Below are 25,568 nucleotides of genomic sequence, written 5' to 3'. Positions count from 1 at the left end.
CTACAGGCGTTCCAGCACGCCGCGCAGCAGCTTGCCCAGCCGCGGTGCGGCGGCATGTCCCTCGGCCAGCACCTCGGCGTGCGACAGGTGCGCGCCCGTCACGCCCGCGGCGAGATTGGTGACCAGCGAGATGCCCAGGACGCGAGCCCCGGCCGCGCGGGCGGCGATGGCCTCGAGCACGGTCGACATGCCGACCAGATCCGCGCCCATGGTGCCGAGCATGCGGATCTCGGCGGGGGTTTCGTACTGCGGTCCGGTCAGGCCCGCGTAGACGCCCTCGGACAGGCCCGGGTCGACATCCTTTGCGACCTTGCGCAATTCGGGATCCCAGGCGTCGACGAGGTCGACGAAGGTGGCGCCGGTCAGCGGGGTGCGGCCGGTGAGGTTGATGTGGTCGCCGATCAGGACCGGTTCGCCGACGCGCAGGCCGGAGCGGATACCGCCCGCGGCATTGGTCAGCAGCACGATCTGCGCGCCCGCCGCGATGGCCGAGCGGACACCGTGCACGACCTGGGCCGGTTCGTAGCCCTCGTAGAGATGTTGGCGGCCCATCATCAGCAGTACCGGAGCATCGTTGACCTGCACCGAATGCACGGTGCCCTGATGACCCTGGGCCGTCGGCGCGCCGAAGCCGGGCAGCTGCGCCATCGGGATCGACGCGGTGGGGTTGCCGATTTCGGCGGCCGCCTCCTGCCAGCCCGATCCGAGCACCACCGCGATCCGGTGGTGCGACACTCCCGTATGTTCGGCGATCGCCTCGGCGGCCTGTTCGGCAAGCATGTGGCTCACGATAGTCGCGCCGGAGTGGGCACGCCCGCCGCAGGTGTCCGGGGCGCTAGGGGCGGGGTGGAGGCGCGCTGGAGCCGCATAGGGGCGCGAGCGCGGGCGGTGCGGGGCAGGATGGGGCCCGTGCGTGAACTCGTCGTGCTCGGAACAGCGAGCCAGGTGCCGACTCGCCAGCGCAATCACAACGGGTACCTGTTGCGTTGGGACACTGAGGGGCTGCTGTTCGATCCGGGGGAGGGGACGCAGCGGCAGATGCAGTTCGCGGGCGTGTCGGCGACCGGGATCACGCGAATCTGCTTGACGCACTTTCACGGTGACCACTGTCTGGGACTGCCGGGGGTGTTCGCGCGACTGAATTTGGATCAGGTGCCGCATCCGGTGGACGTCTGCTATCCGGGTTCGGGGCAGGTGTTCTTCGAGCGGCTGCGCGATGTGGTGCCGTACTTCTCGGGGCTGCGGGAGCGGCCGGTCGCCGCGGCGGGGCCGGTGCAGTTGCCGGACGCGCCGTTCACCGTGGAGGCCGTGGCGTTGTCGCATCGCATCGAGACCTTCGGATATCGGCTGACCGAACCGGACGGCCGTCGGATGCTGCCGGATCGCCTGGCCGCGTTGGGAATCGCCGGTCCGGACATCGGGCGATTACAGCGCGAGGGGTCGCTGCGGCTGCCGAACGGGCGGGCGGTGGGTGTGGAGGAGGTCTCGGCCGTGCGGCGCGGGCAGCGGTTCGCCTTCGTGATGGACACTCGAATGTGTTCGGGGGTGGAGGAATTGGCGCAGGATGCGGACATGCTCGTGATCGAGGCGACCTTCCTCGACGCCGATGCCGCCCTGGCGCACGAATTCGGTCATCTGACCGCCGCCGAGGCCGCGCGGGCCGCCGCGGCCGCGGGGGTGCGCACACTGGTGCTCACCCATTTCTCGCAACGCTACGGCGACCTCGAGGGCCATCGCGCGGAGGCGGCCAAATACTTCGACGGCGAGCTGGTCGTGGCCGAGGATCTGCAGCGCGTGCCGGTCCCTACTCGCCGGTAACATCTTCGTATATCCTCAGCGCATGCCGTATTTGGAACGTGACGGGGACGTATTCGTCCTCTATCTGGGCAACGAGGGCCAGACCGACAACGAGAACCGCTTCCATCCGGATTGGATCGATGCGGTCCACGGTCTGCTGGACGAGGTCGAGGCGTCGGAGGGTCCCGCGGCCCTGGTCACCGTGGCGACCGGCAAGTTCTACAGCAACGGTCTGGACACCGACTGGCTGTTCGCGAACTTCGAGCGCAACTGCTGGTATGTGGACCGGGTGCACACCCTCTACAGCAGGCTGCTGGCCTTCCCGATGGCCACCGTCGCCGCGCTCAACGGCCATGCCTTCGGCGCGGGCGCAATGCTGGCGACCTCGCACGACTTCCGTGTGATGCGCGCCGACCGCGGCTACTGGTGCCTGCCGGAGGTGCATCTGGGCATGCCGTTCACAGTCGCGATGAACGCCCTGGTTACCGGTCGGCTCACCAATCAGGTCGCGCTCGAGGCCATGACCACGGGCCGTCGTTACGGTGCCGACGACGCCATCGCCGCGGGGATCGTGGAGGCCAAGGCCGACGCCGACAAGGTGCTCGCGACGGCGATCGAGCGGGCCGCAGCGCTGGCCGGAAACCGCAAACCGAACCTTCCGGTCATCAAGAAAGCCCTGCACGGACGCACTCTCGAGGGTCTGGCGATCGAGACAACGCCGGAGAACCTGAAGTTCGCGCCCTGATAACCCGATAGGCGGCGCGGCGGCCGCAGTGCAACACTGTGTGCCATGCCACGCAGCGGCGAGGACCACACCCGGAACCGGTCGGCGGCGGTCGCTGCCGCCGACGCCGCCATCGGTTCTGCCACCGGCGAATTACTCGAACTGTCGCATTCGATCCACGCCGAGCCCGAACTCGCCTTCGCTGAGACACGCAGCGTGGCAAAGGCGCTCGCGCCGCTGCGGGCGCGGGGTTTCGAGATCCGCATGCCCGTGGCCGATCTGGACACCGCCTTCGTCGCCAGTTACGGCAGCGGCGAGTTGGTGGTGGGGATCTGTGCCGAATACGACGCGTTGCCCGAGATCGGGCATGCCTGTGGGCACAACATCATCGCCGCCGCCGCGGTGGGCGCGGCCCTCGGTCTGGCCGAGGTAGCCGATGCCTGCGGTCTGACCGTCAAGGTTTTCGGCACGCCGGCCGAGGAGAGCGGCGGCGGCAAGGTGTTGATGCTCGAGCGCGGCGTATTCGACGATGCGGCGATGGCGATGATGGTTCATCCGGGACCGGTCGACATCGTCAATGCCCGCTCGCTCGCCCTGGCCGATCTGTCGGTCCTGTTCCACGGCCGCGAGGCCCATGCCAGCGCCGCGCCCGAGGAGGGCCGCAACGCGGGTGACGCGATCACCGTTTCGCAAGTTGCTCTGGGATTGCTACGTCAACATCTACGCCCGGGTCAGCAACTGCACGGTATAGTCAACTCGGGCGGCGTAGCCCCCAACATAGTGCCCGGACGTGCGGAACTGCTGTATTACCTACGCGCAGTCGACTCCGCATCCCTCGACGATCTGATGCGACGAGCGTCGGCGTGTTTCGAGGCGGGAGCACTGGCGACCGGATGTACCCACGAAATCCGGACGCTCGCGCCGACATATACCGAGCTCACGGCCGATCCGGGATTACTGTGGGCATATCGCGAGCAGATCGTCGGCATGGGCCGCGTACCGCTCGCGCCGGAGGTGGAGGCGGTGCGGCCGCTCGGCAGCACCGATATGGGCAACGTCACCCACGTCATTCCGGGCATCCATCCGGTTATCGGAATCGATGCCGGGGGTGCGGTGACGCATCAGCCGGAGTTCGCGGCGGCGTGTGTGACGCCGTCAGCGGATCTGGCAGTGATTGATGGGGCTACGGCTTTGGCGCGTACCGCGATACAGATAGCGGGCGATCAACTTCATAGGGCCAGGTTGTTGGAGCTCAGGATTCAGCGACAGGAGGATATTCGGTGAGCACAAGCGGGGGTTGCGCCGCAGGAGTGGCGGACCCGGAGGAAGCGGCTACGTCGGAGGGTTCCGGAGGCTACGCCTCGACGGACCTCGCGCGACAGGCCGTCGATGCGTGGCTGAAAGAACATGCGGAGGATCTGATCGGCTGGCGTCGGCACATCCACGCCAACCCCGAACTGTCCCGCACCGAATTCGCCACGACCGAATTCCTCGAGAGCTGGCTGGTCAAGGCCGGTCTCGAACCGCGGAAGCTGCCCACCGGAACCGGCCTCATCTGTGATATCGGCCCCGGCGAACCGCGAATCGGCCTGCGCGCCGATATGGACGCGTTGCCGCTGCAGGAGTACACGGGTCTGCCGTTCGCCTCGACCGTGCCGGGCGTCTCGCACGCCTGCGGGCACGACGCGCACACCGCGGTGCTGCTCGGCACGGCCATGGCGCTGGCCGAGGCGCCCGAACTCCTGGTCGGCGTGCGGCTGGTGTTCCAGCACGCCGAGGAGGTCATGCCCGGCGGGGCGATCGACATGGTCGCGGCCGGGGCGATGGAGGGCGTGTCGCGGATGTTCGCGCTGCACTGCGATCCTCGTCTCGAGGTCGGGCGTGTCGGGGTGCGTGTCGGGGCCATCACCTCGGCCGCCGATACCGTCGAGCTGGTCCTGGATTCGCCCGGCGGGCACACCTCGCGGCCGCATCTGACCAGTGATCTGGTCTATGCGATCGGCACGGTCATCACGGGTCTGCCCGGCATGCTGAGCAGGCGTATCGATCCGCGGACCAGCACGGTCATGGTCTGGGGCGCGGTGTCGGCGGGTAAGGCTCCCAATGCGATTCCGCAGACCGGCATGCTGACCGGCACCGTGCGCACGGGCGATCACGCGACCTGGTCGCTGCTCGAGCCGATGGTCCGCGAGATCGTCGACGGGCTGCTCGCGCCGACCGGTGTGCGGTACCAGTTGAACTACAAGCGCGGCGTGCCGCCGGTGGTCAACGAGGAGCAGGCCACCCGCATGTTCGAGGACGCCATTCGTGGCCTGGGCCCGGACGCGCTCGCCGATACCCCGCAGTCCGGAGGTGGCGAGGACTTCTCCTGGTATCTGGAGGAGGTGCCGGGGGCGATGGCCCGCCTGGGCGTGTGGTCGGGGACCGGCCCGCAGCTGGATCTGCATCAGCCGACGTTCGATATCGACGAGCGGGCGCTGGCGGTGGGCGTGCGAGTGATGACGAATCTGGTGCTGCAAGCCCGATAGATTCGAAGGGCCCTCACGGACAGCGGGGGCCCCTTCTCGTCGCTTACATCGAGCCGAAGGTTCCCGGCCCGACATTGCGGCTGTTGCGGGTACGCAGCGCGTGCGTGTAATCGCCTGGCGCACCGGCCTTCTCGGCCGCGTCCGCGATCACGCCGAGATAGCGGGCCGAGGGTAGGCCGCCCTCGTAGGCGTCGAGTACGTACAGCCAGGCCAGGACCGGTTCGGTACCGGTACCGGGATTCGGGGTCACGCGTAGGCGGATCTTCTTGTGGATGCCGAAGTCCGAACCCTCCCACCGGTCGAGACTCATCTCGTCCTCGGCGGATACGTCGTAGAGCACGACGAATACGCGCTCGCCGGGTTCTTCGACCACGGTGGCCAGCGGGCCCTCCCAGCCGATGTCGTCTCCGGCGAAGGTCAGACGCCAACCCTCGAGCCATCCGGTTCCGTACACGGGTGAGTGCGGACAGCGCTTGAGCATCTGCTCGGGATCCATATTGGACCCATAGGCGGCGTATATCGGCACTCAGCAAGGGTATCGAATAGCCGGGCCGCTGTGTTCAACGGCGGCAGCTCGGCTCGACGGCGGCGGCGCGAATTCGGTCGGTTGCTCGCCCCCGGTTAGCTCGGGCGCGATGGCGATGCGGTCGAAAAGGTGCGGAGCTGGCCCGATAACGTTAAGAAGTACCGGAGATCCCGGTTGCACAGTTCGACAGCGGAGGGACACATGACCCGCATTGCGATCATCGGGGGAGGCCCCGCCGGCTACGAAGCGGCACTGGTGGCCTCCCAGCACGGAGCGACGGTCACGGTGATCGATCGCGACGGCATCGGTGGCGCGTGCGTGCTGTGGGACTGCGTGCCGTCCAAGACCTTCATCGCCTCCACCGGCGTGCGCACCGATCTGCGCCGCGCTCGCGATCTCGGCGTCACGTTGCATCCCGCGCAGGCGAAGGTGCGCCTGTCCGAGGTCAATTCCCGCGTGAAGATGCTCGCGCAGGCGCAGTCCTCCGATATCCGCTCCAAGCTGCAGGCCGCCGGGGTCGACATTCTCAACGGCCACGGCAAGCTGATCGATCAGATTCCGGGCCTGGCCACCCACCTGGTGCGGGCCACCCTCATCGATGGCACCGAACGGGTGCTCGAGGCCGATGTGGTGCTGATCGCCACCGGCGCCAACCCGCGCGTGCTGCCCGGCGCCGAGCCCGACGGTGAGCGAATCCTCAACTGGCGTCAGCTCTACGACCTCAAGGAACTGCCGGAAACCCTCGTGGTGGTCGGTTCCGGCGTCACCGGCGCGGAATTCGTCTCGGCCTATACCGAGATGGGCGTGAAGGTGAAGGTGGTCTCCAGCCGCGATCGCATCATGCCCGCCGAGGACGCCGACGCCGCCCTGGTGCTCGAGGACGCCCTGACCGAACGCGGTGTGGAACTGGTCAAGCAGGCCCGCGCGGATGCGGTCGAGCGGACCGCCGACGGCATCGTGGTGAAGCTGTCCGACGGCCGTGCGGTGACCGGATCGCATGTGCTGATGACGGTCGGCTCCACGCCCAATACCCAGGACCTCGGTCTCGAACGCATCGGAATCCAGCTCGACAAGGGCGGATATCTGCGGGTGGACCGGGTCTCGCGGACCACCGTGCCCGGAATCTACGCGGCCGGTGACTGTACCGGCGTGCTGCCGCTGGCCTCGGTGGCCGCCATGCAGGGCCGCATCGCGATGTATCACGCGCTGGGCGAGGGTGTGCAGCCGATCCGCCTCAAGACCGTCGCCTCGGCGGTGTTCACCCGGCCCGAGATCGCTACCGTCGGCGTGAGCCAGACCTCGATCGATAACGGCGAGGTGCCCGCCCGCACGGTCATGCTGCCGCTGAATACCAATCCGCGGGCCAAGATGTCGGGTCTGCGTCGCGGCTTCGTGAAGATCTTCTGCCGTCCCGCCACCGGTGTGGTGATCGGCGGCGTGGTGGTCGCGCCGATCGCCTCGGAGCTGATTCTGCCGATCGCGCTCGCGGTGCAGAACAATCTCACGGTCAACGATCTCGCGCAGACCTTCTCGGTCTATCCGTCACTGTCCGGATCGGTCACCGAGGCGGCCCGTCAGCTGATGCGTCACGATGATCTTGGATGACGCCTACCTGCGCTGATGCTGCCCCGAGTACTGGGGGCTTGACGAGCCGAGTCACACTGCGACGGTTGGTATTTACGTCTGTGTTGCCTGAATGTTGTTCGTGTGGTTCACTTCCGGCAGAGATGCGTGTGTTGGTCGGGTTGTAGATTTCACGTGTGCGGGGGGCTGTGTCATTCCCTTACCGGAAATCCGCGAACGGCCCTCGGGCCGCGGGCAGGGTGCGGACCGGGCATCCGATGAGGACAACTGGAGAGCGATCGACCTCCCCACCAGAGGTTTCGGTCGCACTCACGAAAGGGATTGACGAGCAGTGAAACATCGTAAGCCGAGTCGGGTGCAGCGAGCGATGGCCACGACGTCGTTGCCTCTGGCCACCGCGGCCGCCGTCGCGACCATCCTGTCCGCGCCGGCTAATGCCGCCCCGGGAGATCAGGCGCCGGTCCCCACCACTCCGGCCTCGCCGCAGGAGAACAGCGCCGCGCCGCAGGATCAGAACGCCCCGCAGACCAATCAGCAGGGCAATGCACAGCAGGGCAACCCGCAGCAGCAGGGTGCGCAGCAGGGCAATCAACAGCAGGCCGACCCGCAGCCGGGTAACAACTGCACGCCCACGCCGAACAACCCGTGCCAGCCCGCGCCGAATCAGCAGACCAATCCGCAACAGCAGCCGGGCACCTCGAATCCGCAGCAGCCCGGCACCACGCCGCAGCAGCCCGGTACCAGCCCGCAGCAGCCGGGCACCGGGCCGCAGCAGCCGGGTACGACCACGCCGCAGCAGCCGGGCACCAGCAACCAGAACGGCCCGCAGATGGCCGGGCCGCAGCAGCCGGGCGTCACCAACCCGCGCGTCGCGCCGCTGCCGGTGCCGGGACAGAACAGCGTCCCGAATCCGCCGCAGGCGACGACTCCGGATCAGACCAATCCGGGTCAGCAGCAGGAGCTCAAGCCGGGTCAGCAGCCGCAGGGTCAGACCACGCCCGCCCCGCAGCAGCAGGGCGGTAACAGCGACAACCTGACCGGCAACCAGGGCAGCCAGCAACAGCAGCGGTGGAACTCGCCGAGTCTGCAGCAGGCCCCCGCCGCGCCGGTCGTCACGATGACCGGTCCGCACACCGAGGTCGGCGCGAATATCGACGGCGGTGCGGTGCTGCCCGGTTTCGTGGCCAACACCCACCACTTCAGCAACCTCGACGGCTACGTCGGAACCATCGGTTACAACACGCCGACCGGTTCCGGCGACGCGGGCGCCTCGCTGGAATTCGTGGAGCCCAACCGGATCAAGGTCACCTACTACACCCACGCGACCGATCGCGAGGATGCGAAGTCGGAGACCTACATCGACACCACCCAGGCCAATGCGGCCAAGGCGGCCGTCGAGGGCTGGATCCGACAGCAGCCCGGTGGCGCCGCGGCACTGGATGCGGCCGCCCGAATTGGTAGGCTTCCGGAGGGCGAGATCGCTCCCGCGCAGCTGAATGTCGCAGGCGTAACCGGCCAGTTGGGCGGCGACGTTCAGTACTGACACGGACTGAGCAACAACGCGTGGGGCGGTCGCTGACCGCCCCACGCGTGTGTCATGGGGAAGGACGGGTGATGGGCTCCGCAGACGACGCGAAGCGTGACGAATCCGAGCGGCCGGATCCGGAGGCCCAGGATCAGGCCGGATCGGCATTCGGTCCGCCCGTGTCCGAATTCGGTCCGCCGGTAACGGGTTTCGGTCCGCCGGTGAAGGATTTTCCGCAGGCTCCGTCGGGCGGATCCGTCGGCTGGACGCCCGCCGATGTCCCGGAACGGCCGACGCTCGGCTGGCAACCGGCCGATACCCCGCTCGCGCCACCGGCTCCCGCGCCGCCGCCGCAGTATCGCGCGCCGGAACCCACTGTGCCGCCGCGCGTTCCGGAACCTCCCGTACAGCGCGCGCCCGCCTCGGAACCGGCCGACGAACGCGGACGGGATTCGGAGACCTGGTGGAAATCCACCTCCGACGGATATCCGCCCGTTCCGCCCAAACAGAGTCAGGCCCCGGCGCGGCCGTCGTCGGGTTCGATCTCGTCCGGATCCCTGTGGGACGACGACGAATTGGCGAAGAAGCTGGTCGCCCAGCGCCCCGCACCGACCGAACCGGAGACCGCGGAGCGCACCGAGCGCGGCCGGGGTCCGATCATCATCGGCGTGGCCGCCGCGCTCGCGGCGATCATCGCGATCGTGCTGGTGATCGTGTTCGTCAACCGCGGCAACGAGCCGGATGGCGGCGTCGTGGCGGGCCCGTCGTCGAATACGGTCACCTCGGCCATGAACTGCCCGGCGAGCAGTCAGAACGGCATCACCACCGGCAACGGCGCGGGCGACACCGATACCGGGGCGGGCGCGATCCTCGGCTTCCAGCACGCCTTCTATGTCGATCGCAACGGCGAGAAGGTGCGGACCTTCGTAGCGCCGGATACCGATCGGGTTCCGGCGGCGGGAGACATCCAGCAGGCCATCGATCAGAAGATTCCGCAGGGCACCCGGTTCTGCCTGCGCATCGAGCAGCTGGCAGCGGACCGGTTCACCACCGAGCTGACCGAGTTCCGCCCGGACGGCGGTAAGACGGTCTATCGCCAATTGGTGACCACGGTGAACCAGGGTGGAAAGAACCTGGTCTGGGGTATCGTCAGCATCTGAATTCTCAAATAATGGGATATTGATTTCAGATTCTGGTAGAGCTGTGCGACATTGGGCATATTGCCCGAGCTTCGGAGGTGTCCATGTCGCCACTCACCCCACCGCTGTCCCGCCGCCTGGACGGCCTGCAGAGCTCGGCGATTCGTGACCTCCTCAAGCTGACGGTACGACCGGACATCATCGGCCTGGCCGGTGGTCTACCCGACGAGCAGCTCATGCCGCGCGATCGGATCGCGCTGGCGGCGGAGTCGGCGCTGGCCGATCGCAGCCGTCTGCAGTACACCGAATCGGCGGGCTGGCGGCCGCTGCGCGAGGTGCTCACGGTGCGCGAGTCGGCGCGGCTCGGCCGGGATGTGCCGATCGAGGAGGTCTTCGTCACCCACGGTTCGCAGCAGGCGCTGTCGCTGCTGGCCGAGGTGCTGCTGGATCCCGGTGCGCTGGTGGTGGTCGAAGATCCCGCGTATGTCGGTGCGCTGCAGGTGTTCCGGGCCGCGCAGGCGCGCATCGTGGCGGTGCCGCTGGACGCCGAGGGAATGCGCGTCGATGTGCTCGCCGAACTGCTGGCGGGCGGCGAACGCCCGGCGGTGGTGCACACCGTCAGCAACTTCCACAATCCGCGCGGTGTGACCCTGAGCCCGGAGCGGCGTGCGGAATTGGCGAATCTGGCTCAGCGATACGGCTTCTGGGTGATCGAGGACGACCCGTACGGCGAACTCTGGTTCGAGGAGCCCTCGCCGCGACCCGTTGCGACCTACTCGCCCAACGTCATTCGCCTGTCCAGCTCCTCGAAGATCCTCGCGCCCACGCTGCGCACCGGCTGGATGGTCGCCCCCGACGCGGTGTGCCGTGCCGTCGAATTGCTGAAACAGGGTGCGGACCTGTGTGGTTCGGCGCTGACCCAGCAGATCACCGCGGAGCTGCTCGCCGAGACCGAATGGCTCGATGCCCATGTGGACAAGGTCCGCCGCGCCTACGGCGAACGGGCACAGGCGCTGGTCGGCGCGCTGCGCGAGCGTTTCGGTGATCGGGTGGTGAGTACGGATGCCACCGGCGGCATGTTCGTGTGGGTCGATTTCACCGACGGCACCGATACCGTGGACCTGCTGCCGCGGGCCCTCGAACACGGTGTGGCCTACGTCCCGGGCTCCGCGTTCGCGGTGGCCTCGGGCAATCGCGCGTCGATGCGGTTGTGTTTCACCACTTCCGACGCGGTGACGCTGGCCGAGGCGGTCGATCGCCTGGGTCGCGCCCTCGGCGACTGAGCGATCAGTCCGCCCAGTCGTAGGTGCGCTCGACGGCCTTGTTCCATTCCGCGTAGAGCTGCTCGCGCTCGGCGTCGGACATGGTCGGCTCCCAGGTCTTGTCCTCGGCCCAGTTGGCGCGGATCTCCTCGGTATCCGACCAGAAGTCGACGGCCAGACCCGCGGCGTAGGCCGCGCCGAGCGCGGTGGTCTCGGTGACGACCGGGCGGACGACGGGGACGTCGAGGATATCGGACTGGAACTGCATGAGCAGTTCGTTGCGGACCATGCCGCCGTCGACCTTTAGGGTGGTCAGTTCGAGGTCCAGCTGCTCCGATTCGGCGTCGGCGCGCATGGCGTCGGCGACCTCGCGGGTCTGGAATGCCGTGGCCTCCAATACCGCTCGCGCGATATGGCCCTTGTTGACGAATCGGGTGAGCCCGGCGATCACGCCGCGCGCGTCGGGCCGCCAGCGCGGGGCGAACAGGCCCGAGAACGCCGGGACGAAGTACGCGCCGCCGTTGTCGTCGACCGAACGGGCGAGCTCCTCGATATCGTCGGCCGAGGAGATGATCCCGAGATTGTCGCGCAGCCACTGCACCAGCGAGCCGGTCACCGCGATCGATCCCTCCAGGGCGTAGACAGCGTCCTGGTCGCCGATGCGATAGCAGACGGTGGTGAGCAGGCCGTGCCGGCTCGTGACCGGTGTGGTGCCGGTATTGAGCAGCATGAAATTACCTGTGCCGTAGGTGTTCTTGGCCTCGCCCGGCTTCAGGCAGGCCTGGCCGAAGGTGGCGGCCTGCTGATCGCCGAGGATGCCCGCGACCGGCACCCCGGCCAGCGGACCCGAGGAGACGTCCGCGTAGACCTCCGAGGAGCTGTGAATCCGCGGCAGCACCGACTCGGGCACGCCGAATTCCTCGCAGATCTGCGAATCCCATTGCAGCGTACGCAGATCCATCAGCATGGTGCGTGAGGCATTGGTGACGTCGGTGATGTGCTCACCGGTCAGATTCCACAGGATCCAGCTGTCGATGGTGCCGAAGCACAGTTCGCCCGCCTCGGCCCGCTCGCGCGCGCCGTCGACATTGTCGAGGATCCAGCGCAGCTTGGGTCCGGCGAAGTAGGTGCTCAGGGGCAGTCCGGTGCGTTCGGCGTAGCGGTTGGGGCCCTCCGAACCGGCCAGTTTGCGACACAGTTCCGCGGTTCGGGTGTCCTGCCAGACGATGGCGTTGTACACCGGTTCGCCGGTCGAACGGTCCCATACCACCGTCGTCTCGCGCTGATTGGTGACCCCGGCCGCGGCGATGTCGTCGGCGGTCAGATCGTTCTGCTCGAGCACCTCGGCGATCACCGATTCGGTATTGCGCCAAATGGTTTGGGGGTCGTGCTCCACCCAGCCGCGCTGCGGGAACAGCTGCTCGTGTTCGCGCTGGGCGACGCCGACGACGCGGCCGGAATGGTCGAAGACGATGCACCGGCTCGAGGTCGTTCCCTGATCGATGGCGGCCACATAGCGTCGCATTCGTGCAGGTTACTAAACCGGCGGCGTGGACTAGTGTTGATCTCGATTACTCTCGGGTAACGGGTGGTGGCGTGGGTCGGCGTCAGGCCGCGTTTCGCCTAGCCTGTACCCGAACAGCCAGGACGAGAGCTTTCACCGACGAGGCGGGCCCGCACCGCAGGGTGTGGGCGCCGCGGAGGAGTGAGGCGATGACGAAGACATCGGATCCGCGAGCGCGATCCTCGGGCGATCTGGGCCCCGAACAGCGGGCCGCGGCCTGGGAGCGGCTGGGTAAGGACCATTTCGACGTCGTGGTGATCGGCGGTGGCGTGGTCGGCGCCGGGATCGCCCTGGACGCGGCCACCCGCGGGCTGGAGGTCGCGCTGATCGAGGCGCGCGATCTCGCCTCGGGTACGTCGAGCCGGTCGTCGAAGATGTTCCACGGCGGTCTGCGCTACCTCGAACAGCTCGAATTCGGACTGGTCCAGGAGGCCTTGCGCGAGCGCGAGCTGAGCCTGACCTCGCTGGCCCCGCATCTGGTGCAGCCGTTGCGCTTTCTGTATCCGCTGACCCATCGCGCCTGGGAAAGGCCGTACACCGCCGCGGGCCTGTTCCTCTACGACACCATGGGCGGGAAGAAATCCGTTCCGGGACAGCATCATCTGACGCGTTCGGGTGCGCTGCGGTTGTTCCCTGGTCTGCGCCGCGACGCGCTGATCGGCGGAATCACCTACTACGACACGGTCGTCGACGACGCACGGCACACCATGACCCTGGCCCGCACCGCGGCGCATTACGGGGCGGTGGTGCGCACGTCCACGCAGGTGGTCGGATTCCTGCGGGAGGCCGATCGGGTGGTGGGGGTGAAGGTGCGCGACAGCGAGGACGGCCGCACCACCGAGGCGCGCGGACATGTGGTGATCAATGCGACCGGGGTGTGGACCGACGAGATCCAGGCGCTGTCGCAGCTGCGCGGCCGCTTTCACGTGCGGGCCTCCAAGGGCGTGCACATCGTGGTGCCGCGCGATCGCATCGCCAGCGATACCGGCCTGATCCTGCGCACGGCGACCTCGGTGCTGTTCGTCATCCCGTGGAAAAGCAACAACCACTGGCTCATCGGCACCACCGACACCGACTGGAATCTCGATCTGGCCCATCCGGCCGCGACCAAGGCCGATATCGACTATCTGCTCGATCAGGTGAACCGGGTACTGGTCACCCCGCTCACCCACGACGATATCCAGGGCGTGTACGCCGGGCTGCGGCCGTTGCTGGCGGGGGAGAGTGACGAGACCTCCAAGCTGTCGCGCGAACACGCCGTCGCGCGGATCGCGCCGGGGCTGGTGGCGATCGCGGGCGGTAAGTACACCACCTACCGGGTGATGGCCTACGACGCGGTCGACGTTGCGGCACAGGACATTCCGCAGCGGGTCTCGCCGTCGATCACCGAGAAGGTGCCGCTGCTGGGCGCGGACGGGTATTTCGCACTGCTCAACCAGACTCCGCATCTGGCCGAGACCTACGGCGTGCATCCGTACCGGATCGAGCATCTGCTCAATCGCTACGGTTCGATGCTCACCGACGTGCTCGATCTGGCGGCGGGCAAACCCGATCTGCTGCAACCGATTACCGAGGCGCCGAGCTATCTGAAGGTGGAGGCGGTCTACGCCGCGGCGGCCGAGGGCGCGCTGCATCTGGACGATATCCTGGCCCGGCGCACGCGCATCTCCATCGAGTACTCCCATCGTGGCGTCGACTGCGCCGAGGAGGTCGCGCGGTTGGTGGCGCCGGTGCTCGGCTGGGAGGATGCCGAGATCAAGCGCGAGGTGCAAACCTACAACGCCCGGGTGGACGCCGAAATCCGTTCGCAGACACAGCCGGACGATATATCCGCCGACGCGCTGCGGGCCGCCGCGCCGGAACCGCGGCCGGAGATTCTGGAGCCGGTGCCGGTCGAGAAGTGAAACCGGATTCGCCCGGCGGCTCGGGTCGCCGGGCGAATCACGGCGCTAATTCGACAGATACAGATACCAGAGGCCGTCATTGCCCTGGCGGCACTGGTAGTGCGTGTATTTGCCGTTGTCCCTGGCGAGTTCGACGCCCGGAGCATCGGTGTTGCAACCCGCCTCGGTGGCGTAGTTGCCCTCGACCTGGATTTCCTCCGCGGCGGCCAGACCAGCGCCGGCGGCGACGATTCCGAAGGTGACCGCACCGGAGACCACAATTGACTTGATCATTGTATTTCTCCTTCAACCGATTTCGGGAAATCGAATTACGGATCCACGCTAGCAAGGTGATAATTTCCCGAAAACGTGATCTGGGCTGCTGTGAAGGGTGGCGTGAATCCGGCGGAAACTGACTTCAGCGGATCTGTTGCCGTGCGGCTCGGGCGTGCACGGCGAGATTCTGCCCAATCGCTGAGAGGTTTCCTCTCCTTTATTTTCGCGTGGCCCGACTCCCCGCCGGGCCACGCGCCGACGGTCAGTCCTGCAGGTACAGGTACCACAGGCCGTCGTTGCCCTGGCGGCAGTCGTAGGAGACCCAGCGGTGGTTCTGCTCGAACGCGCCGTCGCGGCCGTCGGCGTCGCAGGCCGCCCAGGTGGCGTAATTGCCCTCGGCGGGAACTTCGGTCGCCTGGGCGGCGGTGGCGCCTATTCCGACGACGCTCAGGGTGAGCAGGCTCGCGGCGAGAATCTTCTTGGTCATGGCGCTCGGTCCTTTCGTGTGGGGCGCGTATCTCCGCGCTGCACAAAGGAAATCAAGCGCTCTATGAACGTTTCGTGACCGACGAATCGGGTGCGCCTTCAGCGCGGGCGGCCCAGGCGCCCAGCGAGTCCAGGTAGCGCAGTACCAGTTCGTCGGGACAGCGGTCCGGGTCGTCGAGGTGCAGGCGGGCCAGTTCCTCCATGGCGGCCAACAGGATTCGCTCGGTGGGACCGTCCGGGTCGACTGGGACGCCGGTGAAACGCGACAGGTGCCTGGCCCCGACGCGGCGGGCGTAGGCGCGACCGATCTCGATGCGTTCGCGCAGTTCCGGAGGTGCGCCCTCGGGCGGACGCAGGATGATGCGCCAACTGGCCGGGGCCGCGTGCAGATACGCGAGGATGCCGCGGCCGACATCGGCCAGACTCTCGGCAGCGTCCGGCCGGTCGACCGAGCGCATACCCGCGAAGGCGATGGCCGATTCACGGTCCAGCAGCGCGGTGATCAGGCCCGGCAGGTCGGTGAACTGCTGATAGACGACCGTACGGGTGACCTGGGCGGCCCGCGCGACCCGCTCGATGGTGACGGCGGTGAAGCCCTCGGCCGCGACGATATCCCGGGTGATGTCCAGCAACTGCTCCCGGCGCTGGGCCCCGGACATGCGGCGGCGGGTCGGCTGGGCGGTCACGGCGTCGACGGTAGCTCGAGCAGTAGGTCGACGGCGCGGGCCGCGCTTTGCACCGCACTTTCCATCGTGGCCGACCAGTCGGTGGCGGTCCAGTCGCCCGCCAGCGCGAGGCTCGGCACCGAGGTGCGTTGATCCGGTCGCAGGCCGTGCGTTCCGATGGTCTGGGAGAAGGTGGCGCGGGGCATCTTGACCACCTGTGCCGCAACGACTTTCGCGTCCCTGGCGGCCGGATAGTAGCGGCCCAGCAGGGCCATCTGCTCGGCGACGATCTCCTCGTTCGGTTTGTGGATCTGCTCGTAGGCGCCGCTGGTGGTGAGGCAGTAGAGCCAGGCGTGGTCGGTGTGGCGGGCGTGCATGCGCTGGCGGTCGAAGACCTCGTCGATGACGCCGGTGCCCCCGATGAGGGCCTCGAAGGCGTGGTCGGTGCCCAGCGGGCGGTCCAGGTACAGATTGGTGCTGACGATCGGGGTGTAGCTCAATTTGTCTGCGGCGGCGTAGATTTCGGCGTGTTCGGGGAGTTCGTCGAGCAGGCCGCCGATGGTGGAATTGGGTACCGCGCACACCACGGCGTCGGCGGGGACGATGCTGCCGTCGGCCAGGGCGACGCCGGTGACCGCGCCCTCGCGAATGTGGATGCGACGGGCCACGGTTCGATAGCGGACCTCGACGCCGCGTCGTTCGAACAGGCGCAGGGCGCCGGTGATGTAGAGGGTGTCCAGGTCGACTGTCGGGTAGCCGATGGTGACGGGGATGCGATGTTTCAGGCCCAGGCGCAGGCCGGTCGCCATCACATCGGCGAAGATCTTGGCCGATTCGCGCTGCACGGGTTCGGCCGCGATGCCAAGGGCCAGCCAGTCCCACAGCGCCTCGCGGGCGGTGTCGGGCATGCCGACGCGCTGGAACCACTGTTCGGTGGTGAGATCGGCGAGATCGGCGGGCTGACGCAGACATTGCCAGCCCAGCCGCACGGTCGCGCGGGCGGTGCGCAGGCGATCGAGGAGGCTCGCGTCCGGATGCGCGCCGAACAGGGTTTTGATCGCGCCCGGTCCGGTGGTCGACATGGTCGTCGAGCGGCCGTCGGGCCAGCGCAGGGTGGCTCGGTGCGGATAGGCGATATGTTCGCGGGTGCCGATGGTTTCGAGATAGCGGAACAGGTGGTGGTAACCGCTGGCGATGACGTGCTGACCGTTGTCCGGGATGTCGTGCACCGCGTCGGCGCGCATCGCGTGGGTGCGACCGCCGAGTCGCGCACGCCGTTCCAACAGGGTGACGCGCTTACCCGCCTCGGCCAGCCACACGGCCGCGGCCAGCCCGGCCAACCCGCCTCCGATGACGACATACCGGCGTGCATCCTGGCCCATACCGGCCTCCTCACATAACTTACAACTCGTAAGTTAAGCGAGATGCGGTGGTGCGTCAAGGGTTTCGACGAACGCGAATCAGTGCGGCGCGACCACGATCGTGGCGGGCGGCTGCACACTCGGCCGCGCCCGCTCCGCCGGATGCTGATGCAGCAGCACATAAACGAACAGGGCCGTCGCCGCAATGGAGAAGACTGCAATAAGCACTTGCGCGGCAATGCCGAAGGTGCGGCGCCGCGCCGACGTCACCATCGTCATCTGCCTGCTCCTATGTCGTGCACCGGGGTGGTCGACGGATGTGTCGGAATACGACAACCAAGCGTTAGCAATTGAGCGGCAAATTACACCGAAGAAACTTGTGAGCGGCGGTGGCGCGCCGGGCGGGAAGGCGAAACGAGCATGTGATTCCGCGTCACCCGATCGGTTCGGGCTGCTGCTGCACGTTCCGACGTCCCGGGAAGTGATGACGAGGGGCGGGACACGCGGGTGGTGTTGGCGGGCGGCCTCAGCCGGGCGGCGTCGGGTGGTGTGGCGTCAGGCGGTTTGGCGTCCGGCGGAGCGAGGCAGGTCGCGTTCGGCCCAGTCGGCCATGGCGGTGAGTACCGCGATTGGTTTCCACACCGATCGATCACGGTGTCGGGGATCACCCTCGATAACTCCATTGGTTCACTCGAGGTAACCGATTCCCCTGGGAACTATCGGGCTGGTCAGCCAGCCCGGCTGCCCGCGCGAACTCCGATGCTGCTGGATGCCGGAAACGGACTGCGCCGACTCGACTCCGCGCTCGCCGCGCCGCTAAACCTCGGGCAAGTGTTGGACCAGGCGCTCGTTCCGGCCTGGTCCGCCCGGCCTGGTATTCCTGCTGCGGGCAATTCCTATGTCTCCCATTCCGTTCGAGATCCTGCTGAGGCGCACTGCCGAATGCTTTGAGTAACGGCAATTTTCGCGCCCTTCGGACTCACGTGGCAGCCATCGATCGCTGACTCGGAATGCACCTGGTTGGTGGGCGTCGGATCCGAGAGTGGATTGCTGTCCCGTCGGGTTCTGCGGGGGTTCGCCGATTGCTGCGTGGACATGCGTGCGTTGTGGCTGTTCAGATCAGTCGGGGGCGGGCTGGCAGTGTGGGCAGAAGTAGATGCTGCGGTCGGCGCGGTCGAGGGATTCGTCGGCGACCATGCGGACGGTCAGGCCGTTGCCGCAGCGGCGGCAGGGCTGGTTGGCTCGGCCGTAGGCCAGGGGGCGGCGGGGTGGGTTGTGGGCGGCCTCGGTGAGGATTCGGTGGGCTTCGCCGATCAGGCCGAGCAGGTCGGGTACCGCGTGTACGGGTGTCGCCGGGTGGACGCGGTGCAGGTAGCAGGCTTCGCTGCGGTAGATGTTGCCGATGCCCGCGAGATTTCGCTGGTCGAGCAGGGCCAGGCCGATCGGGCGGTTCGGTTGTTCGCGCAGGCGGCGGACGGCCTCCTGCGGGTCCCAATTCGTGCCGAGCAGATCGGGGCCGAGGTGATCGGTCGCGGTGTGCTCGTCGGCGCGGCGCAGGACTTCGACCTGACCGAGGGAGAAGCCGACCGCCTCGGCGTCGGCCGTGGCCAGAATGAGACGGGCGGTGAAGGCGGGTTTGGTCCATTTCTGGCCGGGCTGGTAGACCCGCCATACGCCTTCCATCTTCAGATGGGTGTGGATGCTCACGGTGGGTGTGCGGACGAACAGGTGTTTGCCGTAGCTGCCGACGCTTTCGACAAGTTGGCCGCGCAGATTCAGGGTGGCATAGCGAGGGACGCGAAAATCGCTGCGAGTCAGCGTCTTTCCGTCGAGTGCGCGGCGCAGCCGGGCGGCGGCGAGGTAGACGGTGTCACCCTCGGGCATATTCACCTCCGGACCTCGACCGCCCGGCGGGGTTCATGGTTTGCTTCGCAATCGGAAGCCGCGTGGGGTCGCGGCGAAGCCCGCCTCGGTGAGGAAGGTGGCGAAGGTGTTGCCGTGTACGGATTCACCGTCGACGCGGTCGATGACAAGTGAGTCGACGCGGCGGGTATGCACCAGGGCGGCCAGCGCCGCGGCGGCCTGGGTGCGGGCCTCGGGGTTCTCGGTAAAGGTGAGCAGGGTTTTGCCGCCGCGCTCGAGATAGAGGGTCAGCTCCCCATTCACCAGGACCACCAGTGCGCCCGCCTTGCGACCCGGCCGATGTCCCTCGGCCGCGGCCTTGGGCCAGGGCAGCGCCGCGCCATAGGGATTGGCGGGATCGCAGGCCGCCAGCGTGAGCGCCTTGGGCGGCGACTTCTCCGAGCGTTCGGTGTCGTAGGAGCGCAATCGGTCCACGACATCGGTGGTGGAGAACTGCGCACCACCGAGCGAGTCCACGAAATACCCGCGGCGGCAACGCCCACGGTCCTCGAATTCGGTGAGCACCCGATACATCAGGGCGAATCCGCCCGGTACGCCCTCGCTCTGGACCGACCCGCGGGTGAGCACCCCGTACCGTTCCAGCAGCACATCGGCCGTGGCGTGCGCGCGAACCGTATTGTCGTCCACTCGCTCCGGCAGCAGCGACCACCGGCCGGCGACGGTCGGCGGTCCGGATCGGGTGGGCATATTCGCTCGGGGCAGATACATCCGACCACGCGGCGTCCGCCGGGGCGTTCGGTGCGCGGTCGTGGTGCGGGTCGTACCCGACAGCATCGCTCGCACGGGAGCGAAGGTGTCGCCGGAAACATGACCGGCCCATACCAATTCCCACAGCGCGCTCGCGACCGCTGTGTCATCGAGTAGTCCGGTGGCATCGGACAGTTGGCGGAAGAAGTAAGCGCCGCCGGTGGACGGCACCACTTTGACACGACCCTCGGTTGAGTCGCTGTCGGTGCGCGGGGGAATGCGTTCGCCACTGGGCGCAGAGCTCGATCGGTCCGGACCTGCCGAGTCGTCGAACGGCGGGTCCGCAGCCCGCGAACCGCCGTGTGGGCCGAGGAGGCCGCTGTTGGTCGCAGGCTGTCCCGAGGGATCGGAGCTCGGGCCGGGTGGGTGCGAGGTGTCCTGCGGTCCGACGGCTCTCGTGTCGATGGAGTCGGCCGCGGTGATATCGGGCGGGCTTATGCGTGGCGGCCGCTGCCGGGCAGCCGGGGTTGCCGCTCGGTCGAGGGCCGCGCGATGCCCGGGGGTATCGGCCGAAGCACTGGTTTGTCTTGCTGCCCTGGGGGATCCGGTGGACGTCGGGATCAGCGTCGCCCCCAGCGACAGCAACAGCTGGCTTTGGGTTTCGGTCAGGTCGATATCGTCCGGGGGCGGGAGGGTCAGGGGGAGTTGGTCGGCGGGGTGCAGGGCGATCCAGCCGTCCTTGGCGGTGATGGAGCCGTGGCCGGACCACACGACCTCGCCGGTGGCCATGAGCTCGTCGAGCATGGCGGGGGAGTAGTCGCGGACGCGGGCGGGCAGGATGAGCGATTCCCAGGCCGAGGCGGGGATGGGAACGCCCGCAAGCTGTTCCACGACCGCGGCCACACCGTCGACGCCGCGCAGGTCGCCGGTGTCGACATGCTGCCAGGCGGGGAGGAAGCGGGCGAAGGCGGCGGTGGGGACCGGTTCGACCTCCTTGCGGGCCGCGGCCAGGGAGCGGCGGCGCAGGCGGCGCAGGATCTGGCTGTCGCACCATTCGGCGCCTGCCGAGCCGGGGGTGAATTCGCCCTCGACGACGCGTTTCTCGGCGGCCAGCCGATGTAATGCGGTGGCGGCCACGGCCGTTCCGATACCGAGGCGGCGGGCGACGGCCTCGAGGGTGAACGGGCCGTGGGTGCGGGCGTAGCGGCCGATCAGATCGCCGAGTGGATCGGCGACCGGTTCGATGAACGCCGTCGGGGTGCCGATCGGCAGCGGTACCCCGAGGGCGTCGCGCAGCCGCGCGGCATCCTCCACGGCGACCCACCAGCGCGCACCGGCGAAGGAGACCTCCAGGGCACGACGGGTTTTCGACAGCTGTTCGAACCAGGGCCCGGGATCGTCGGTGCAGCGCAGCGCGGCCTCGGCCGGGGTGAGCGGGCCGAGTAATCGCAGGAGATCGGCCAGACCCTCCAGATCGCGGGCGTGGCGTTCGGGGGTGAGCCGCTGCAACTCCCGCTCGGTCTGTTCGAGAACGGCCGCGTCGAGCAGTTCACGCAGCTCCACCCGGCCGAGCAGTTCGGCGAGCAGACTCGAATCCAGTGACAGCGCGGCCGCGCGGCGCTCGGCCAGCGGGCTGTCGCCCTCGTACATGAACTGTCCGATGTAGTCGAACAGCAGCGCGTTGGCGAACGGCGACGGGGTGGCGGTCTCCACCGCCACCAACCGCAGCTTGCGCCGCGCGACCTCACCGAGCAGTCGCCGCAGCGCGGGCAGGTCGTAGACGTCCTGCAGACATTCGCGCACCGTCTCCAGCAGGATCGGGAAGTCGGGGAATTTCCTTGCCACATCGAGTAATTGGGCCGCCCGCTGCCGCTGCTGCCACAGCGGTGCGCGCCGACCCGGATCGCGGCGGGGCAGCAGCAGCGCTCGCGCCGCGCATTCGCGGAACCGGGAGGCGAACAGGGCCGACGCACCGACCTGTTCGGTCACGAGGTCGTCGATCTCGTCGGAGTCGAAGACGAACAGTTCCGCGCCCGGCGGATCGTCGGTGGTGTCGGGTAGGCGGACCACGATGCCGTCGTCGGAGGCGGTCGGGGCGGCATCCACCCCGAACTGCTCCCGCAATCGCGCGCCGATCGCGAGCGCCCACGGCGCGTGCACCGGCAATCCGTACGGCGAATGCAGCACCAGCCGCCAATCGCCCAGCTCGTCGCGGAACCGCTCCACCACCAGCGTCCGATCGGTCGGCAGATGCCCGGTCGCCTGCTGCTGATCACGCAGCAGCGCAACCAGATTCGCCGTCGCGAAATCATCCAGCCCGGCCGCGTGCACCAGCCGTTCCAACTCGTCGAGCTCGGCCCCGCGCTTACCGGCGCCCGATCGCCCGCGCGTCTCGCCGGTAGGCGGCGCACTCCGCGCACGTTTCCCGGAACCGGTCGCGCTCCCGGCGACGTCGGATCCGTCGGTGGATCGGGGGCTCGGCGGGGCGGCGGCGGTATGGGCCAGGGCGTCCACTCGGGCGGACGGGGCTCGCTCGACCGCCTGTCCGGCCGTGCGGATGAATTCGCCCAGCGCCGCGCCCAATTCGGCGGGGCGGCCCAGAGAATCGCCGTGCCAGAACGGTAGTCGGCCAGGGAGGCCGAAGGCGGGGGACACCAGGACGCGGTCGTGGGTTATCTCCTCGATGCGCCAGCTGGTGGCGCCGAGGGCGAAGACGTCGCCCACGCGGGATTCGTAGACCATCTCCTCGTCGAGTTCGCCGACGCGAGAAGCCTTCTCGCCGACCATGAAGACCGGGAACAGACCGCGGTCGGGTATCGCGCCGCCGGAGGTGACGGCCAACCGCTGGGCGCCGGGGCGGCCGGTGAGGGTGCCCGCGTCGCGGTCCCAGACCACGCGCGGGCGCAGTTCGGCGAATTCGTCGGAAGGGTAGCGCCCCGCCAGCAGGTCCAGGACCGATTCGTAGGCCGAGCGGGGCAGGGTGGCGTAACTGCCGGTGCCGCGCACGGTTTCGAACCAGGTGTCGACATCGATGGGTTCGAGCGCGCAGGCGGCGACGGTCTGCTGGGCGAGGATGTCCAGCGGATGCGCCGGGACGCTCAGCTGCTCGATCTGCCCGGCCGTCATGCGCATCGAGGCCACCGCGCAGTGCACGACATCGGTGCGATGTTTGGGGAAGATGACGCCCCGCGACACCTCGCCCACCTGATGTCCGGCCCGACCGACCCGCTGCAGGCCGCTGGCGACCGAGGGCGGCGCCTCCACCTGAACCACCAGATCGACCGCGCCCATATCGATTCCGAGCTCCAGGCTGCTGGTGGCCACCACACAGCGCAGCCGCCCGCTCTTGAGATCGTCCTCGATCAGCGCGCGCTGCTCCTTGCTCACCGAACCGTGGTGGGCGCGGGCCAGCAACTGTTCGGCGCCGTGGGTGACCTCGGTGGACGGTCCCAGTTGAGCGGGCGGGCCGTGTTCGGTCTCGACCGGATCGCCCAGGCGCGCGGTATAGGCCTCGTTGAGGCGGGCGGTCAGGCGCTCGGCCAGCCGTCGCGAATTCGCGAAGACGATCGAGGAGTGATGCGCCAGCACCAGATCGACGATCGCGGAATCGACATGGGGCCAGATCGAACCGGGTTGATCGTCGGAGTCGCCCGGTTCGGTCATATCGGCGACCGGGACCCGCACCGACAGATCGAAGGTCTTCGGCGCGGGCGGGGAGACGATGCTGATCGGGGCCGCGCCCACCAGGAACCGGCCCACCTCCTCCGGTGGTCGTACCGTCGCCGACAGGCCGATACGCTGGGCCGGGCGTTCGGTCAGCAGATCCAGGCGGGCCAGTGAAAGGGCCAGGTGGGCACCGCGTTTGGAGCCCGCGATGGCGTGCACCTCGTCGACGATCACCGTTCGCACCTCGCTGAGGGTTTCGCGCGCCGCGGAGGTGAGCATGAGGAACAGCGATTCCGGCGTGGTGATCAGGATGTCGGGCGGGGTGCGCTGCATGGAGCGTCGCGCGGTCGCGCTGGTATCGCCCGAGCGCACGCCGACGGTGACCTCGGGTGCGGCCAGGCCCAGCCGTTTGGCCGTCTGGGTGATGCCGACCAGCGGCGCTCGCAGATTGCGTTCCACATCCACGGCCAGGGCCTTGAGCGGGGAGATGTAGAGCACCGAGGTGCGGCGCGGTCCGTCGGTCGGTTCCCGGGTGGCCAGTCGGTCGATGGCCCACAGGAAGGCCGACAGTGTCTTGCCCGAACCGGTCGGCGCGACGACCAGGGTGTGTTCACCGGCCGAAATGGCCTGCCACGCGCCCAGTTGAGCGGCCGTCGGCGCGTCGAAGGCGCCGTCGAACCACTCGCGAGTGGGGCGGGAGAACCGGTCCATGTCAACAGTCTGCCTCGGGGGTCCGACAAGTATGCTTCGGTCGGCCGTGCCGCCCGCTGGAGCGAAGGCTCGGCAATCGTGGCCCGCGCCGCCATCGCGCCCCGTACGCTTCCAACCGTGCAGAAGGTCCTCCGAATCGACCTAGTCAGTCACGGTATGACCGAAGCGATGCGCAAAGCCAGATTCCCGGTCGACGAGCCGCTGACCGAGGCGGGCCGCCGGGCGGTGGCCGCCGCGGGGCGATTACACGCGGCCCGCGTTCTGACCGCACCGGAACGACGGGCCGTGGAAACCGCGGCGCTGCTTGGTCTGCTCGGCGAGGAGGACGACCGGCTGCGTGATCTGGATGCGGGCGCCTGGCGCGGCGGGGAGTTGATGTCGGTGCCGCAGGACGAGTTGTATGCGTGGCTGACCGATCCGACATTTCGCGGTCACGGGGGCGAGGCGGTGACCGATGTGGTCGACCGCACCCGCGAGTGGCTCGACGATATTGCCGGACAGGGCGTGCCGACCATCGCGGTCACCCATCCCGCGGTGATTCGGGCGGCGCTGCTGGTCACCCTCGACGCGCCCGCGAAATCGTTCTGGCGCATCGACATTCCGCCGATGAGCATTACCCGGCTGCACTATCGCGGGGAATGGACGCTGCACTTCAGGACATAGCCGAGCGCACCAGCAGGCGCACCGCCTCGGTGATCAGCCGAGCCGACAGCGAGGGATCGACCGCCCGCTGAATGCCGAGTCCGAGGCCCGCGCTGAGCACCATCGTGGCCGCGTCGTCGGCGGGCAGCGGCAGGGTCACGCCGAGATCGTCTGCGAGGGTCTGCAGTTGGGCGGCGACCATGCCGCGCACGAGGGACAGACTCGAGATCAGTTCGGTCTGCAGGTCCGGATCGTCGCGGGCGACGATGGCGAATTCGAATTCCAACATGGTCCAGCCGACGTCGCCGAGGGTGCGTTCGGCCCAGCCCTCCAGCCGCTGCAGGCGTTCGTCCAGCGTCCCGGCGGCCTGGACCAGTTCGGTCACCTCGCCGAATTTGGTCTCGTGGATCAGTGCCAGCACCTCGAGGCACAGCTGCGATTTGGTGCGGAAGTTGGAGTAGACCGCGCCCTTGGAGTATCCGGCTTCCTCGGCGACCCGCTCCAAGCTGGTGCGGGCGTAGCCCTCGGACAGGAACAGGTCCCGCGCGGTGTCGAGGAGTTCCGCGCGGGTGCGAGCCTGACTTTCGGTCCGGGTCAGTCGTGCCATGAGGGAATTCTA

Annotated in this window: 19 protein-coding genes and 3 pseudogenes; 10 read left to right on the top strand and 12 right to left on the bottom strand. The window is 68.2% G+C overall.

All coding sequences use genetic code 11. From position 1 onward, the window contains the following. Window positions 1-780: a purine-nucleoside phosphorylase gene (locus NP4_RS13290; RefSeq protein WP_067997195.1), complete on the bottom strand. Its 780-nt coding sequence runs from the start codon at window positions 778-780 to the stop codon at window positions 1-3. Between the two features lie 120 nt (window positions 781-900). Between NP4_RS13290 and NP4_RS13285 the strand changes: the two genes are divergently transcribed. From NP4_RS13285 to NP4_RS13270, 4 genes are all read left to right on the top strand, one after another. Then, a complete protein-coding gene (locus NP4_RS13285) occupies window positions 901-1,818 on the top strand; it encodes a ribonuclease Z (RefSeq protein WP_067997192.1) in 918 nt (305 codons plus the stop codon). Between the two features lie 22 nt (window positions 1,819-1,840). Then, window positions 1,841-2,542: an enoyl-CoA hydratase-related protein gene (locus tag NP4_RS13280; RefSeq protein ID WP_067997188.1), complete on the top strand. Its 702-nt coding sequence runs from the start codon at window positions 1,841-1,843 to the stop codon at window positions 2,540-2,542. A gap of 45 nt (window positions 2,543-2,587) precedes the next feature. Then, entirely contained in the window at window positions 2,588-3,805 is a 1,218-nt protein-coding gene (locus NP4_RS13275) for a M20 family metallopeptidase (protein WP_067997184.1), read from the top strand. Window positions 3,806-3,918: 113 nt separating this feature from the next. Further along, window positions 3,919-5,049, top strand: a complete 1,131-nt coding sequence (locus NP4_RS13270; protein ID WP_067997432.1) for a M20 family metallopeptidase — start codon at window positions 3,919-3,921, stop codon at window positions 5,047-5,049. Between the two features lie 43 nt (window positions 5,050-5,092). On the opposite strand, the gene NP4_RS13265 is transcribed toward NP4_RS13270, so the two are convergent. After that, window positions 5,093-5,575, bottom strand: coding sequence for a gamma-glutamylcyclotransferase family protein (locus tag NP4_RS13265; RefSeq protein ID WP_067997182.1), 483 nt, complete (start codon window positions 5,573-5,575; stop codon window positions 5,093-5,095). A 201-nt stretch (window positions 5,576-5,776) separates the two neighbouring features. Here NP4_RS13265 and NP4_RS13260 point away from each other — a divergent pair, with 201 nt between their 5' ends. The 4 genes from NP4_RS13260 (at window position 5,777) to NP4_RS13245 (ending at window position 11,106) form a co-directional block, all read left to right on the top strand. Continuing rightward, complete coding sequence (locus tag NP4_RS13260; protein WP_062504778.1) at window positions 5,777-7,180, top strand: NAD(P)H-quinone dehydrogenase; 1,404 nt, start codon at window positions 5,777-5,779, stop codon at window positions 7,178-7,180. A gap of 346 nt (window positions 7,181-7,526) precedes the next feature. Further along, on the top strand, window positions 7,527-8,702 hold the full coding sequence (locus NP4_RS13255) for a hypothetical protein (protein WP_174556126.1): 1,176 nt from the start codon (window positions 7,527-7,529) through the stop codon (window positions 8,700-8,702). Window positions 8,703-8,773: 71 nt separating this feature from the next. Beyond that, window positions 8,774-9,844 carry a DUF8176 domain-containing protein gene (locus NP4_RS13250; protein ID WP_067997178.1) on the top strand — a complete coding sequence of 357 codons (1,071 nt, stop codon included), beginning with the start codon at window positions 8,774-8,776 and terminating at the stop codon, window positions 9,842-9,844. Window positions 9,845-9,927: 83 nt separating this feature from the next. Further along, window positions 9,928-11,106, top strand: a complete 1,179-nt coding sequence (locus NP4_RS13245; protein WP_067997175.1) for an aminotransferase-like domain-containing protein — start codon at window positions 9,928-9,930, stop codon at window positions 11,104-11,106. A gap of 4 nt (window positions 11,107-11,110) precedes the next feature. On the opposite strand, the gene glpK is transcribed toward NP4_RS13245, so the two are convergent. Continuing rightward, the gene (glpK, locus tag NP4_RS13240) at window positions 11,111-12,610 is read right to left on the bottom strand and encodes a glycerol kinase GlpK (RefSeq protein ID WP_067997173.1); all 1,500 of its coding nucleotides are present in this window, start codon (window positions 12,608-12,610) and stop codon (window positions 11,111-11,113) included. A 188-nt stretch (window positions 12,611-12,798) separates the two neighbouring features. Between glpK and NP4_RS13235 the strand changes: the two genes are divergently transcribed. Then, window positions 12,799-14,553, top strand: a complete 1,755-nt coding sequence (locus tag NP4_RS13235) for a glycerol-3-phosphate dehydrogenase/oxidase (RefSeq protein ID WP_067997171.1) — start codon at window positions 12,799-12,801, stop codon at window positions 14,551-14,553. Window positions 14,554-14,598: 45 nt separating this feature from the next. Here NP4_RS13235 and NP4_RS13230 read toward each other — a convergent pair whose 3' ends face one another. The 8 genes and pseudogenes from NP4_RS13230 to NP4_RS39865 all read right to left on the bottom strand — a co-directional run. After that, window positions 14,599-14,826: a hypothetical protein gene (locus NP4_RS13230; RefSeq protein ID WP_067997168.1), complete on the bottom strand. Its 228-nt coding sequence runs from the start codon at window positions 14,824-14,826 to the stop codon at window positions 14,599-14,601. Window positions 14,827-15,070: 244 nt separating this feature from the next. Then, window positions 15,071-15,295, bottom strand: coding sequence for a hypothetical protein (locus tag NP4_RS13225; RefSeq protein ID WP_062504767.1), 225 nt, complete (start codon window positions 15,293-15,295; stop codon window positions 15,071-15,073). A 61-nt stretch (window positions 15,296-15,356) separates the two neighbouring features. After that, window positions 15,357-15,953 (bottom strand): TetR/AcrR family transcriptional regulator, encoded by a 597-nt coding sequence (locus NP4_RS13220; protein WP_174556129.1) that lies wholly within the window; start codon window positions 15,951-15,953, stop codon window positions 15,357-15,359. A 23-nt stretch (window positions 15,954-15,976) separates the two neighbouring features. Beyond that, window positions 15,977-17,344: pseudogene (gene hpnE, locus NP4_RS13215) on the bottom strand (hydroxysqualene dehydroxylase HpnE); the annotation flags it as partial. Window positions 17,345-17,419: 75 nt separating this feature from the next. Continuing rightward, window positions 17,420-17,599 carry a hypothetical protein gene (locus NP4_RS13210; protein ID WP_067997158.1) on the bottom strand — a complete coding sequence of 60 codons (180 nt, stop codon included), beginning with the start codon at window positions 17,597-17,599 and terminating at the stop codon, window positions 17,420-17,422. A gap of 840 nt (window positions 17,600-18,439) precedes the next feature. Beyond that, window positions 18,440-19,204: a DNA-formamidopyrimidine glycosylase family protein gene (locus NP4_RS13205; protein ID WP_067997431.1), complete on the bottom strand. Its 765-nt coding sequence runs from the start codon at window positions 19,202-19,204 to the stop codon at window positions 18,440-18,442. Window positions 19,205-19,237: 33 nt separating this feature from the next. After that, window positions 19,238-20,155: pseudogene (locus NP4_RS43540) on the bottom strand (Lhr family helicase); the annotation flags it as partial. Window positions 20,156-20,596: 441 nt separating this feature from the next. Further along, window positions 20,597-24,307: pseudogene (locus NP4_RS39865) on the bottom strand (ATP-dependent helicase); the annotation flags it as partial. 117 nt (window positions 24,308-24,424) lie between these two features. On the opposite strand from NP4_RS39865, the gene NP4_RS13190 reads away from it, so the two are divergent. Continuing rightward, entirely contained in the window at window positions 24,425-24,970 is a 546-nt protein-coding gene (locus tag NP4_RS13190) for a histidine phosphatase family protein (RefSeq protein WP_067997156.1), read from the top strand. Here NP4_RS13190 and NP4_RS13185 read toward each other — a convergent pair. Next, entirely contained in the window at window positions 24,960-25,556 is a 597-nt protein-coding gene (locus NP4_RS13185) for a TetR/AcrR family transcriptional regulator (protein ID WP_067997152.1), read from the bottom strand. The genes NP4_RS13190 and NP4_RS13185 overlap by 11 nt on opposite strands. Window positions 25,557-25,568: the final 12 nt, after the last annotated feature.

The organism is Nocardia pseudobrasiliensis NBRC 108224 (genome assembly GCF_001613105.1).
Taxonomy (GTDB): domain Bacteria; phylum Actinomycetota; class Actinomycetes; order Mycobacteriales; family Mycobacteriaceae; genus Nocardia; species Nocardia pseudobrasiliensis.
Note: the sequence above shows the minus strand (reverse complement) of the source record. Positions and strands in the feature narration are given on the sequence as shown.

Bases quoted from the DNA above. Each gene is read 5' to 3' on its own strand.
- NP4_RS13225 (WP_062504767.1), bottom strand. From the start codon at position 15,295: ATGACCAAGAAGATTCTCGCCGCGAGCCTGCTCACCCTGAGCGTCGTC.
- NP4_RS13230 (WP_067997168.1), bottom strand. From the start codon at position 14,826: ATGATCAAGTCAATTGTGGTCTCCGGTGCGGTCACCTTCGGAATCGTC.
- glpK (WP_067997173.1), bottom strand. From the start codon at position 12,610: ATGCGACGCTATGTGGCCGCCATCGATCAGGGAACGACCTCGAGCCGG.
- NP4_RS13285 (WP_067997192.1), top strand. From the start codon at position 901: ATGGGGCCCGTGCGTGAACTCGTCGTGCTCGGAACAGCGAGCCAGGTG.
- NP4_RS13255 (WP_174556126.1), top strand. From the start codon at position 7,527: ATGGCCACGACGTCGTTGCCTCTGGCCACCGCGGCCGCCGTCGCGACC.
- NP4_RS13275 (WP_067997184.1), top strand. From the start codon at position 2,588: ATGCCACGCAGCGGCGAGGACCACACCCGGAACCGGTCGGCGGCGGTC.
- NP4_RS13260 (WP_062504778.1), top strand. From the start codon at position 5,777: ATGACCCGCATTGCGATCATCGGGGGAGGCCCCGCCGGCTACGAAGCG.
- NP4_RS13220 (WP_174556129.1), bottom strand. From the start codon at position 15,953: ATGTCCGGGGCCCAGCGCCGGGAGCAGTTGCTGGACATCACCCGGGAT.
- NP4_RS13280 (WP_067997188.1), top strand. From the start codon at position 1,841: ATGCCGTATTTGGAACGTGACGGGGACGTATTCGTCCTCTATCTGGGC.
- NP4_RS13205 (WP_067997431.1), bottom strand. From the start codon at position 19,204: ATGCCCGAGGGTGACACCGTCTACCTCGCCGCCGCCCGGCTGCGCCGC.
- NP4_RS13185 (WP_067997152.1), bottom strand. From the start codon at position 25,556: ATGGCACGACTGACCCGGACCGAAAGTCAGGCTCGCACCCGCGCGGAA.
- NP4_RS13290 (WP_067997195.1), bottom strand. From the start codon at position 780: ATGCTTGCCGAACAGGCCGCCGAGGCGATCGCCGAACATACGGGAGTG.
- NP4_RS13245 (WP_067997175.1), top strand. From the start codon at position 9,928: ATGTCGCCACTCACCCCACCGCTGTCCCGCCGCCTGGACGGCCTGCAG.
- NP4_RS13210 (WP_067997158.1), bottom strand. From the start codon at position 17,599: ATGACGATGGTGACGTCGGCGCGGCGCCGCACCTTCGGCATTGCCGCG.
- NP4_RS13235 (WP_067997171.1), top strand. From the start codon at position 12,799: ATGACGAAGACATCGGATCCGCGAGCGCGATCCTCGGGCGATCTGGGC.
- NP4_RS13250 (WP_067997178.1), top strand. From the start codon at position 8,774: ATGGGCTCCGCAGACGACGCGAAGCGTGACGAATCCGAGCGGCCGGAT.